This is a genomic window from Sphingomonas sp. TDK1 (assembly GCF_001650735.1).
Classification (GTDB): Bacteria; Pseudomonadota; Alphaproteobacteria; order Sphingomonadales; family Sphingomonadaceae; genus Sphingomonas.
The window spans coordinates 231,023-243,499 of record NZ_LXVY01000004.1 but is presented as its reverse complement, the minus strand read 5'-3'; the positions used below and the strand labels follow the sequence as shown (position 1 = coordinate 243,499).

General features: G+C 67.5%; 8 protein-coding genes. 2 read left to right on the top strand and 6 right to left on the bottom strand.

The genetic code is table 11. The features are described 5' to 3' along the window. Positions 1 to 38: 38 nt before the first annotated feature. From A7X12_RS04640 to A7X12_RS04615, 6 genes are all read right to left on the bottom strand, one after another. Positions 39 to 1,373, bottom strand: coding sequence for a methyl-accepting chemotaxis protein (locus A7X12_RS04640; protein ID WP_064310467.1), 1,335 nt, complete (start codon positions 1,371 to 1,373; stop codon positions 39 to 41). Positions 1,374 to 1,587: 214 nt separating this feature from the next. Further along, positions 1,588 to 2,358, bottom strand: a complete 771-nt coding sequence (locus A7X12_RS04635; RefSeq protein ID WP_064310466.1) for an ABC transporter permease — start codon at positions 2,356 to 2,358, stop codon at positions 1,588 to 1,590. Then, positions 2,355 to 3,281 carry an ABC transporter ATP-binding protein gene (locus tag A7X12_RS04630; protein WP_064310465.1) on the bottom strand — a complete coding sequence of 309 codons (927 nt, stop codon included), beginning with the start codon at positions 3,279 to 3,281 and terminating at the stop codon, positions 2,355 to 2,357. The genes A7X12_RS04635 and A7X12_RS04630 overlap by 4 nt, the downstream gene beginning before the upstream one ends. A 257-nt stretch (positions 3,282 to 3,538) precedes the next feature. Then, complete coding sequence (locus A7X12_RS04625; RefSeq protein ID WP_064310464.1) at positions 3,539 to 4,303, bottom strand: DsbA family protein; 765 nt, start codon at positions 4,301 to 4,303, stop codon at positions 3,539 to 3,541. Next, positions 4,303 to 5,682 (bottom strand): M48 family metalloprotease, encoded by a 1,380-nt coding sequence (locus A7X12_RS04620; RefSeq protein ID WP_064310463.1) that lies wholly within the window; start codon positions 5,680 to 5,682, stop codon positions 4,303 to 4,305. Before A7X12_RS04620 ends, A7X12_RS04625 begins: the two co-directional genes overlap by 1 nt. 103 nt (positions 5,683 to 5,785) lie before the next feature. Next, entirely contained in the window at positions 5,786 to 8,443 is a 2,658-nt protein-coding gene (locus A7X12_RS04615; RefSeq protein ID WP_232318361.1) for an Rne/Rng family ribonuclease, read from the bottom strand. Positions 8,444 to 8,934: 491 nt separating this feature from the next. Here A7X12_RS04615 and A7X12_RS04610 point away from each other — a divergent pair, with 491 nt between their 5' ends. Together A7X12_RS04610 and A7X12_RS04605 are read left to right on the top strand one after the other, a co-directional pair. Then, complete coding sequence (locus A7X12_RS04610; RefSeq protein WP_232318360.1) at positions 8,935 to 9,837, top strand: N-acetylmuramoyl-L-alanine amidase family protein; 903 nt, start codon at positions 8,935 to 8,937, stop codon at positions 9,835 to 9,837. Between the two features lie 65 nt (positions 9,838 to 9,902). Then, on the top strand, positions 9,903 to 12,401 hold the full coding sequence (locus A7X12_RS04605) for a penicillin-binding protein 1A (protein ID WP_064310462.1): 2,499 nt from the start codon (positions 9,903 to 9,905) through the stop codon (positions 12,399 to 12,401). Positions 12,402 to 12,477 lie beyond the last annotated feature (76 nt).

Genomic DNA, 12,477 nt, shown 5'->3' with positions numbered 1-12,477 from the left:
CCCCGCGGGTGCGCGCAGCGCCGGCGGGGCCATGATGCTCAGGCGGCGAGCGCGACCGGGCGCGCGCGGTTGCCGCGCGTCGGGCGGAGCACCGGCGGCCGTGCCGCAACGTCCGGCTCGGCGACGGTGAACTTCGCGGCGTTTTCCGCCAGCATCGCCACTTCCGAACTCAGGTTGCGCGCCGCCGCCGAGGTCTGCTCGACCATCGCGGCGTTCTGCTGGGTGCTGCGATCCATCGACGCGACCGCGGCGCTGATCTCGGTGATCGCGGACGACTGCGCCTGGTTGTCGGTCGCCATGCGCTCGACCAGGGCATGCACCGTCTGGACGTTGCCCGCGATATCGGCGAGCGCCCCATCGACGCGGCGGACGACCTGGACGGCGGACACGATGCCGGTCTGGGTGACGGTGAGCTGCTCCTGAGCGCGCTTCGCCTCTTCCTCGGCGCGCATCGCCAGCGCCGAGACCAGATCGGCGACTACCGCGAAGCCGCGGCCCGCCTCGCCGGCGCGGCCTGCTTCGACCGCGGCGTTCATCGCTAGCACGCGCGTCTGGAACGCGATCTTGTCGAGGCCCTCGATCACGCTGTCGATTCCCGTCGCGCTTTCGCTCACCAGGGTCATCGCGGCAACGGCCTCTTCCGCCATGCCGCGCCCGGCCGCGACGGTGGCGATCGCCTGGCCGGCGCTCTGGACGGTCTGGAGCGACGCCGAGGCGCTGGCCCGCAGGCGCTCCGCCATCTCGCTGGTCGCGGCGGACGTCTCTTCCAGGCTCGCGGCGTTGCCTTCGGTGCGACGCGCCAGATCTTCGGACGCGGCCGCGATCTCGAACGAGCCGGTACGGATCGATTGGGTGCTGAGGGAGACGGCACCGATCACCGCGCCCAATGCGTCCAGCGTCTCGTTGTAGCTCAGTCGTAGCGCCTCATAGGCGGCGGGGAACGGATCGGTGATCGGGCGGGTCAGGTCGCCGGCCGCCAGCGCGCCGAGATGCTCGCCGACGATGCGGACGATCTCGGTCTGCTGCGCGGCCATCTGCTGCTGGGTCACGGCGGCATCGCGGAAGGTGAACATTGCCTTGGTTAGCCGGCCGACACAGTCCTTATAGTCGGTGAAGCGGATCTCGCTGTCGAGATCGCCGGCGGCCAGCGCCTCCATGCGGACGACGGTGGTCACATAGGGATCGCAGATCGCCTTGCGGAAGCGCATCCCCAGCAGCAGCGCGCCGCCGGCACCGAGAAAGGCTGTGGCGATGCCCCACCAGGCCGGCAACAGCGCGGCGGCGAGCGCCGTCGCCAGGACGATGGCGGCGACAGATCCGAAAGCGACCAGCGTCTTCTGCCGGATGGGGGCAACAGCTTCAAACCACAGCATCAGTTCATTCCCGAAAATTGGTGCGTCCAGGGCGACCCTGGCAAAGACGCATGCGCCCCTGGCTGTTCCAGGTGGTCATGCACGGCACAAAACTTCCGGTTTGTTTCCAGGTTCCGCGAATTTGTGTTGCTGGAAACAGAATTGCAGTTGAAAAATGAGGTTAAAATCTTAATCGCACTTGTTCATCGAAGTAATATGCAGAGGTTATTCTTGATTAGTTCTTTAGGCGATAGCCGGTGCGGAAGATCCACACGATCAACCCCAGGCACAGCAGCAGGAAGATGCCGGTAAAGCCGAGGCTCCAGGCGATGCCGACATCGCCATGCCCGAAGAAGCTCCAGCGGAAGCCGCTGACCAGATAGACCACCGGGTTGAACAGGCTCACCGTGTGCCAGGGCTCGGGCAGCATGTCGATCGAGTAGAAGGCACCTCCCAGAAAGGTCAGCGGCGTCACCAGCAGCGAGGGCACGATGTTGAGCTGCTCGAAGCTCTTCGCCCAGATGCCGATGATGAAGCCGAACATGCTGAACGTCACCGCGGTCAGCACCAGGAAGGCGAGCATCGCGCCGGGATGGTCGACCCGCAGCGGCACGAACAGCGCCGAGGTGGCGAGAATGATCAGCCCGATCACCACTGACTTGGTCGCCGCCGCGCCGACGAACCCCACCACCAGCTCGGTCGCCGAGATCGGCGCCGAGAGCAGCTCGAACACCGTGCCGGTGAATTTGGGGAAGTAGATGCCGATCGAGGCATTGGCGATGCTCTGCATCAGCAGCGACAGCATGATCAGGCCTGGCACCAGAAAGCTGCCGTAATTCACGCCGTGAATCGCATCGATCCGGCTGCCGATCGCCCCGCCGAACACGACGAAATAGAGCGAGGTGGTGATCACCGGCGTCGCGATCGACTGCCAGAGCGTGCGGATCGTGCGGGCCATCTCGAACTTGTAGATCGCCCAGATGCCGGGAAAGTTGATGCCGTTCATGCCTGTGCCCCCACCAGGTCGACGAAGATGTCCTCCAGGCTCGACTTGGACGTGTCGAGATCCTTGAAGGCGATGTTCAGGTCGTGCAGCTTGCGGAGCAGCGACGGGATGCCGGTGCGTTCGGCCTGCGCGTCGAAGGTGTAGCGCAGTTTGTGGCCTTCGTCGGCGAGGCTCAGCTGCCATTCGCCGAGCTCGGCGGGGATGGCGGCGAGCGGCTCGATCAGGCTGAGATCCAGCTCGCGCTTGCCCAGCTTCTTCATCAGCGCGGTCTTCTCCTCGACCAGCAGCAGCTTGCCCTTGTTGATCACGCCCACCCGGTCGGCCATTTCCTCGGCCTCCTCGATATAGTGGGTGGTCAGGATGATCGTGGTGCCGCGGTCGCGCAGGCGGCCGATCAGCTTCCACATGTCGCGGCGCAGCTCGACGTCGACGCCCGCGGTCGGCTCGTCGAGGAACAGGATGTCTGGCTCGTGGCTGAGCGCCTTGGCGATCATCACCCGGCGCTTCATCCCGCCCGAGAGCTCCATGATCTTGGCGTCGCGCTTGTCCCACAGCGACAGGTCCTTGAGGAGCTGGTCGCAATAGGCATGGTCGGGCGCCTTGCCGAACAGCCCGCGCGAATAGCGGGCGGCGGAGCCGACGCGCGAGAACATGTCGACTGCGATTTCCTGCGGTACCAGCCCGATCTTCGAACGCGCCGCGCGCGGCTGGCGGATCGCGTCGTGCCCGTCGACCAGGATCGTGCCGGTGCTGGGGGTGACGATGCCGCAGATGATCGAAATGAGCGTGGTCTTGCCCGCGCCGTTCGGCCCGAGCAGGGCGAAGATTTCGCCCCGGTGGATGTCGAGATCGACATGGTCGAGCGCGGTATGGCCCGACGCGTAGGTCTTGGAGACCTGGCGTAGCGACAGGATGGGTTGCATGGATGTGGCCCCGGCCGGAAGGAGCCCGTTAGCTAGGGTGGCGTTCATCCTGGGGCAAGGTGTGCGGCCAAGTCCTTCGACGATAGGCCATTTGCGTTGAAGCCCTATCCTCCCTCGCCAGGGGGAGGTGGCGCCGAAGGCGACGGAGGGGGAGGAAGCACGATGGCTGTCGTTCTGGCATCCTCCCCTTCCGACCCGCTGGCGCGGGCCACCTCCCCCTGGCGGGGGAGGATACGCTTTTGTCAGGGGTCGGACCCTTACTTCGTCTTGCGTGCGATCGCGACCGCGTCCACCAGCGCCTGATAGTCGCGCGCGCCGTACAGGATCTGCTTGCCGACCACCCAGGCGGGCGTGCCGTTCATCGCCAGCCTGGCGCCGAGCTGGTGGTTCGCGTCGATTTCCTTGGCTACGCTCTCGCTGTTCGCGAGCTTCTGCGTCGCGGCCGGGTCGAGCCCGGCCTTGGCGAGCGCGTCGCTGATCGTCGCGTTGCTGGGACCACCGCTGGCGAACAGCGCATCGTGGAAGGCGCGGAACTTGCCCTGCTGCGCGGCGGCCAGCGCAAAGCGTGCGGCGACGACGCTGGCTTCGCCGAGCACCGGATATTCGCGGTAGACGACGCGCACGTTCGGATCCTTGGCGATCAGCTCGGCGAGGCCCGGCAGGCTCGCGCGGCAATAGCCGCAGGCATAGTCCATGAACACGGTGACGGTGACGTCGCCGTTCGGATTGCCCGCCCAGGCGCTGGCGAAGGGCTTGGTCAGCGCCGGCAGCGCGGCGGGAACGGCGGCCTGCGCACTATCCTGCGCCTTTGCCGCCTCGGCATTTTCCTGCTGCTGGAGCTTCTCCATCATGTCGCGCAGAATCGCCGGATTTTCGAGCAGATAGGCGTGGACGATCCGCTCGACCTGCGCCCTGTTGCCGCCGATCCCCGGCAGCATCGCCTGCAGTCCCAGCACGACCAGGCCACCGAGTACCGCGGCGAGCAGCAGCGCGCTGCCGAAGAACAGCTTCGACTGATTCATTATTGCCCGCCGCGTCCCTTGTTGCGCTTGTCGTCTTTCATCGCCTGTTCGGAGACCATCGCGATGTCCTGCGCGCGGATCCATTCGGGCGAGCCTTGCGGCAAGCCGCCCATCGCCCGCCGCGCGCTGACCATCGCGGTGCGCGCATCGCCGATCAGATTGGCGCGCTCGGCGGTGGCGAGCGCGGTGCGCGGCTCGTCGCCCTCGCGATCATAGACCGTGCCAAGATTGACCCAGGCAAAGGGGTTGTCGCGGTCGCGGGTAAGCGAGTCGCGCAGCACCTGCTCGGCTTCCTTCAGGTTGGCCTTGTCTTCGGTCGCGACCAGCGCGTGGCCGAAGGTGCTCGCGATCAGCGGCGCGTTGTTGGACAGCTGGGTCGCCTTGCGCAGCGGATCGAGCGAGGCCTGGGGCTGGCCCGATTCGAGCAGGATCTGCCCCTGCAGCTCGAGGAAATAGGGGTCGTTGGGCGCCAGCTTCACGAGTGCCGCGGTTTCCTCGGCGGCCTGCTCGGGATAGCCCGACTGGTGATAGGCATAGGCGCGCGCATAATGCGCCGGGATCGAGTTGTCGGTCTTGGGATAGATCCGCAGCGTCTTCTTGGGATCGTTGGTATAGCCGCGCAGCTTGGCCTGGACGCGCTTGAAACGGCGTTCGAGATCGGGGTCTAGCGGCTTGTTCCAGTTGGGCGACGTTTCGAGATCGGCCTTGAGCGTCTGCACGCGATCCTGCGACATCGGGTGGGTCTGCGCGAAGGGGTCGACCTCGGGATCGGTGCTGTAATAGCCGTAGCGGTGCATCTCCTGGGTCAGCTTGTCGAAGAAGCCGAGCATGCCCTTGCCGGTGATTCCGGCGGTGTTGAGGAAACGCACGCCGGCCGCGTCGGCCGAGGATTCCTGCACCCGGCTATAGGCCAGATATTTGCCGATCGCGGCGCGCTGGCCGGCCATCAGGATGCCGGTGCCGGCCTCGGCCGAACCCGCCGCCATCGCCGCGGCGCCGAGCAGCAGGCTGAGAATGGAGATATTGCCATAGCCGCCGTCACGCTGGAACACCGCGTGCCCGCCGACGATATGGCCGATTTCGTGGGCGACGACGCCCTGGACCTGGTTGGCGGAATCCGCCGCGTCGATCAGGCCCGCATTGACATAGACGATCTGCCCGCCCGCGACGAAGGCGTTGATCGAGGGATCGGCGATCAGCACCACCCTGCCGTTGGCGGGGTTGAGCCCGGCGGCGGTGAACAGCGGCTTGGCCATGTCGGCCAGCAGCGCCTCGGTTTCGGCATCGCGGAGCACCGATTGCGCCATCGCCGGGCGCGACGCGAACGACGCGAGGCACAGCATCGCGAGCAGCGTGGCCAATCGGTGGATGCGCGCCATGATCGATACTCCCGGGACTCGTTTAAAGGGCGCCCTGGCAATAAGGCCCTGAACCTACACTGAAAGCCCCGGCGCGGCAGGCGTGCCGCGCCGGGGATCTCGCTCAGGCGCCGAAGGTCCGCTGCCACCAGCCGCGGCGCGGCTGGCCTTCCTCGGTCGATGCTTCCTCGGCGGCCGGTTCTTCGGCTGCCGGGGTCACGTCCTGCGCGACCGGCGCTTCGACGGCGGGCGCCTCGGGGGCCGCTTCTGCAACGGTGTCCGCCTTCTTGCGACGCGTCCGCTTGGGCTTGGCCGGGGCCTCCTCGGCGGGCGCCTCGACGGCTGCCGGAGCGGCTTCCGCCTCGACATCCGCCTTCTTGCGACGGGTGCGCTTCGGCTTGGCGGGTGCCTCCTCGGCGGGCGTCTCGACGGCGGCCGGGGCGGCTTCCGCCTCGACGTCCGCCTTCTTGCGACGCGTGCGCTTGGGCTTGGCCGGAGCTTCCGCCTCGGCCTCTACCGCCGCGGGCGCGGGTGCTGCTTCGGCGACGGGCTCGGGAGCGGCGACCGGTGCATCCGCCTCGGCTTCCGTCTGCTCGCCGGCGTCGTCGGCTGCCTGCTCGGCACCCTCTTCACCCGCACCGCGACGGCCACCGCGACGACCGCGGCGACGGCGCTTGCGGTTGCGCTCGCCTTCCTCGCGCTGGGCTGCGGTTTCCTCGGTCTCGGCAATGGCCTCGACGTCGGCCGGCTCGGCCTCCTCGGCGTCGACATCCGAATCGCCCTCGGCGCCCTCGGTCTCGGCCTGCTCGTCCTGGCTGCCTTCGCCTTCCTCGCGACCACGGCGGCCCCGACCGCGACGACGACGACGGCGCTTGCCGCGGCCTTCGCCGTCCCGCTCGCCGCGCTCCGGCCGCTCGCCACGCTCGCGCGGCTCCGCGGCTTCGGCTTCCGCCTCGGCCTTGAGCTCTTCTTCCTCTTCCTCGATCTCCTCGACGAAGTCCTCTTCCGGCTCCTCGATCAGCGGCTCGATCTTGGGCGCATAGGCCGGCGGCGGGCCCGAGGCCTCCACCGTCATGCGTGCGCCTTCCAGCTCGCCGTCCGCCTCGACCTCGACCAGCACGCCGTAGCGATCCTCGATCTCGGCCAGCTCGCCGCGCTTCTTGTTGAGCACGTAGAAGGCCGCTTCCTGGCTGGCGCGCAGCAGGATCTGCGAGCCGCGGCCGCGGGCGGCCTCGTCCTCGATCATGCGCAGCGCCGACAGGCCCGCCGACGACGCGGTACGGACCAGACCGGTGCCCTCGCAATGCGGGCAGGTGCGGGTGGAGGCTTCGAGCACGCCGGTGCGCAGGCGCTGGCGGCTCATCTCCATCAGGCCGAAAGGCGAGATGCGGCCGACCTGGATGCGGGCGCGATCGTTCTTCAGCGCCTCCTTCATCGCCTTCTCGACCTTACGGACGTTGGACGAATGATCCATGTCGATGAAGTCGATGACGACCAGGCCCGCCATGTCGCGCAGGCGGAGCTGGCGGGCGATTTCCTGGGCGGCCTCGAGGTTGGTCGCGGTCGCGGTCTGTTCGATATTGTGCTCGCGCGTCGAACGGCCCGAGTTGATGTCGATCGAGACCAAAGCTTCGGTCGGATTGATTACCAGATAGCCGCCGGACTTCAGCTGCACCACCGGGTGGTACATCGCCGACAGCTGCTCCTCGACGCCGGCGCGCTGGAACAGCGGCACCGCATCGGCATATTGCTTCACCTTGCGGGCATGGCTCGGCATCAGGAGCTTCATGAAGTCCTTGGCCTGGCGATAGCCTTCCTCGCCCTCGACGATCACCTCGTCGATGTCACGATTATAGATGTCGCGGATCGCGCGCTTCATCAGGTCGCTGTCGCCATAGACGAGCGCGGGGGCCGACGAGGTCAGCGTGCGTTCGCGAATCTCATCCCACAGGCGCGCCAGATAGTCGAAGTCGCGCTTGATCTCGGTCTTGGTGCGCTGGAGGCCGGCGGTGCGGACGATGCAGCCCATCGAGGCGGGCAGCTTGAGGTCCGCCATGATGCCCTTGAGGCGCTTGCGATCGGCGGCCGAGTTGATCTTGCGCGAGATGCCGCCGCCATGCGCGGTGTTGGGCATCAGCACGCAGTAACGGCCGGCGAGGCTGAGATAGGTGGTCAGCGCCGCACCCTTGTTGCCGCGCTCTTCCTTGACGACCTGGACCAGCAGCACCTGACGGCGGCGGATCACGTCCTGGATCTTGTAGCGGCGGCGCAGATTCATGCGGCGCTGGCGCAGCGCCTCCGCCTCGTCGCCATTGCCGCCACGACCGCGACGGCGGCGGCCGCCCTGCGGCGCGTCTTCGCCTTCCGGGCTTTCCTCGTCGTCATGCGCACGCTCGACCATCTCGACGCCATCTTCATGGTCGTCGTGATCGTGATCGTGGTGATCGTCGTCGTCATCCCCATCGGCTTCGCGCAGCGCGGCTTCCTGCGCGGCGTGCTCGGCCTCTTCGCGCAACAGGGCTTCGCGGTCTTCCTTGGGGATCTGGTAATAGTCGGGGTGGATTTCCGAGAAGGCGAGGAAGCCGTGACGGTTGCCGCCGTAATCCACGAAGGCCGCCTGCAGCGACGGCTCGACGCGCGTCACCTTCGCCAGATAGATATTGCCCTTGAGCTGCTTGCGCTCAGCGGACTCGAAGTCAAATTCCTCGATTCGATTCCCTTTGACGACGGCCACGCGGGTTTCCTCCCGGTGGCGTGCGTCGATCAGCATACGCATGGTCATTTATGATTCTCCGGGCGCGCCGGCACAGTTCCTCGAAGGAATGGGGCGCGAGCGCGCGATACAAGAAGCGCACCCGGCGGCCGGCTAGGCCGAATCGGGTGGCGCGGGTTTCAAAAACTGCTGTTGCTGCACGGGCACGAGCGGACCAGCGGTCCCCTTGCTCCACCATCGCCACGCTGCCGGCCGCGAAGGCCTGGCGATGCGGACGGTGGGGAAATTGCCTCATGCGAACGTCAACCTGAACTGTCGCGACAAAGAAGCGTCGCGTGCCTGATCCGGCGCAGTGCCGGAAGCATATCCTGCCTAGCACCGCTATGTCGTTGCGGCAACTGGGACGACTTTGGAAGATTTCGATCCTCGGGCGCCACAAAGCTTTTGCGGGGATTTGGATCCTTGCTCGTACCAAATGGGGGTTAGGATCGGGTTAACCAAGCATTTCGGGGCGATTTCGAGGCTGGACCGGCCGCAGGGCGACGCGGCATAGCGGCCCCGTGTCGTGGATCCTCTTTCTGCTCGCCGGCTGGCTGACCGGTCTGCCCGGCTGGACCGGTGGGGTGGAGAGCATCCGCGTCGAGGCGGATGCCGTGTCCGTTCCGCTCGCAGGCGATGACAGGATCCGCTTTTCCTGGCGGATGCCGGATTACAGCGTCAGCCTCGCGATGCCCGCGCCGGTTGCCGCGGGCGGCGGTCCGCTGCCGCCGGTGCAGGGCGCGGCAGGGTTGCCGCTGGTCGTGCTCGATCCCGGTCATGGCGGGCGCGATCCGGGGGCGATCGGCGTGAACGGCCTGGCGGAGAAGACGCTCACGCTTGAAGCGGCACGCGCGATCCGCAGCGCGCTGCTTGCCTCCGGGCGGGTGCGGGTGGCCATGACGCGGGATGGGGATTCCTATGTTCCCCTCCAGCAGCGGACCGACATGGCGCGGCGCCTGGGCGCGACGCTGTTCCTGTCGCTGCATTGCGACAGCGCGGCGGACCCGCTTGCCTCGGGCGGCACGCTCTACACGCTGTCGGAGGTCGCTTCGGACAAGGAAGCGGCGCGCATGGCGGCACGGGAGAATCGCTTGGACCTGCTTTCGGGCGTCGATCTGGGCAGCGAGCGCGCCGATGTCGCTTCCTTGCTGATCGATCTCGCCCAGCGCCGTACCATGGCGGTCTCCGCCCGCTATGCCGATCTGCTCGCACGGGAGGTCGCGCCGGCGATGCACTTGCATGCGCGGCCGCGGCGGATGGCGGCGCTGATGGTGCTGAAGGCCCCCGACATGCCGTCGGTGCTGTTCGAGCTTGGCTATGTCTCGAACGACGCCGATGCGCAGTCGCTGGAATCGGCGGAGGGGCGCGAACGGCTCGCCGCTGCGGTGCGCCGGGCGACCGAAATCTACCTCGCCACCCGCTGAGGTGGGACAAGCGCCGGGCGCGGCTCCCTTTCTTCCGCCCGAAAAGGTGCTACACCGCGCGCCGCATGGCCGACGGCGACACTCCCCAAACCATCCGTATCGAACGCGCGCCCGGGCGCTGGGCGCGGCTGCGGCGGCGCTGGTGGTTCCGCGCGCTCGCGATCCTGGCGCTGCTCGCCGGGCTGCTGGTGTTCGCGGTCTGGCTGCTCGTCGCGCGCGACCTGCCGTCGGTGAACAAGCTGCGCAGCTATGAGCCCCAGCTGCCGAGCTATGTCCGCTCCGCCGATGGCACGCCGATCCATGCCTATGCCCAGATGCGGCGCGTGCAGCTCAGCTATACCGAATTTCCGCCGTTGCTGGTCCGCGCCTTCATGGCCGCCGAGGACCGCACCTTCTTCTCGCACCACGGGCTCGATTTCCCCGGCCTGGTGCGCGCGGCGGGCGAGGGAATTATTCGTGGCAAGACGCCGCGCGGCACCTCCACCATCACCCAGCAGGTCGCCAAGAATCTCGCGGTGGGCAACGAGGCGAGCTATACCCGCAAGCTGAAGGAAGCGATCCTCGCCTGGCGGATCGAGGACACGCTCAGCAAGCCGCAGATCATGGAATTGTACCTCAATGCCATCGAGCTGGGGCGCAATTCGGGCGGCGTGGCGGCGGCGAGCGACGCCTATTTCGGCAAGCCGCTCGACAAGCTGAGTCTGGCCCAGATGGCCTATCTGGCGATCCTGCCCAAGGGCCCGGCCAATTACGACCCCGACCGCAACACCCAGCGCGCGCTCGATCGCCGCAACTGGGTACTCGGCGAGATGCTGCGCAACGGCTTCATCAACCAGGCGCAGCACGACCAGGCGGTCGCCTCGCCGCTCGGCACCGTGCCGCGCCAGACCCCGCGCTTCGAGCGGGTGGGGGGCTATTTCGTCGAGGAAGTCCGCCGCCAGCTCGCCCGCCAGTTCGGCGAGAAGCGCGAGGACGGGCCATACAGCGTTTATGACGGCGGCCTGTGGGTGCGCAGTTCGCTCGATCCGAAGCTCCAGGCCTATGCCCAGCGCGCGCTGCGCGATGGCCTGCTGCGCTTCGATCGCGGGCGCGGATGGTCGGGGCCGATCGGCAAGGTGCCGTTCGAGGGCGATGGCTGGTATTCGGCCTTCGCCTCCAAGAATATCGGTGTCGATTACGACAATTGGCGCGCGGCGGTGGTGATCGCCCGCGATTCGCGCAGCGCCCGGCTCGGCTTCGACGATGGCGACACCGGCACGCTGCCGGAGAGCGCCGCGCAGATGCCGATCCGCGGCAAGGGCGGCCACGCCTTCGACGCGATCAAGGTCGGCGACATCCTCGCCGTCGCGCCCGAGGGCGGCCAATGGGCCCTGCGCAGCGTGCCCAAGGTCTCCGGCGGCATGGTCGTCGAGGATCCCTCGACCGGCCGCATCCTCGCCATGCAGGGCGGCTTCGATTCGCGCCTCCAGGCGTTCAACCGCGCGACCCAGGCGACGCGCCAGCCGGGATCGACGATCAAGCCGATCGTCTATGCCGCAGCACTCGAGAACGGGATGACGCCCGCCTCGATCGTGGTCGACGGCCCGTTCTGCGTCTGGCAGGGCGCGGGGCTCGGCCAGAAGTGCTTCCGCAACTTCGGCAATGCCCGCGGCGCCGGCCCGCACACGCTGCGCTGGGGCATCGAGCAATCGCGCAACCTGATGACCGTGCAGATCGCCAACGCCACCGGCATGGACAAGGTGGTCGACACGATCCAGCGCCTCGGCGTCTCGAAGAACCGGCTGCCGCCGTACCTCTCCTATGCGCTGGGCGCGGGCGAGACGACGGTGCTGCGCATGGTCAACGCCTATTCGATCCTGGTGAACCAGGGCCGCGCGCTCAACCCGACGCTGATCGACTTCGTCCAGGATCGTCGCGGCAAGGTGATCTTCCCCGCCGGCTGGCGTGCGTGCCCGGGCTGCAACGCGCGCGACTGGGACGGCAAGGCCATGCCGCGCCCGATCGTCCGCGCCCGGCAGGTGATCGACCCGATGGTCGCGTACCAGATGGTCCACATCACCGAAGGCGTGATCCAGCGCGGCACCGCGACCGTGCTGCGCGACCTCAACCGCCCAATGATGGGCAAGACCGGTACGACGACGGGCCCGACCGACGTGTGGTTCGTCGGCGGCACCCCGCAAATGATCGGCGGGCTCTATCTCGGCTATGACACGCCCTCGAACCTCGGCGGCTATGCGCAGGGCGGTTCGATCGCCGCGCCGATCTTCAAGGAATTCGCGGTGCCCGCCTATGACGGCATGGAGGCGTTGCCGTTCACCGCGCCCCCGGGCATCCGCATGGTCCGCATCGATCGCGGCAGCGGGCGGCCGGTGCAATTTGGCTGGCCGACCGACGATCCGCTCTCCTCGATCATCTGGGAAGCCTTCCGTCCGGACAGCGATCCGCGCCGCACCCGCCGCACCGCCAATACCGAAGCGGCACCCGTCGCGGCGGCCCCGGTGCAGCGCAAGGCCGATCGCCAGGGCGATAGCGACTTCTTGCAACAACAGGGCGGAATCTACTAGCGAGGCCGCCGCACCCTATATGGCATGACATCGCCGCATCGTCTGGGATGCGGCCGGCGGATACTTCGGAAGGTTT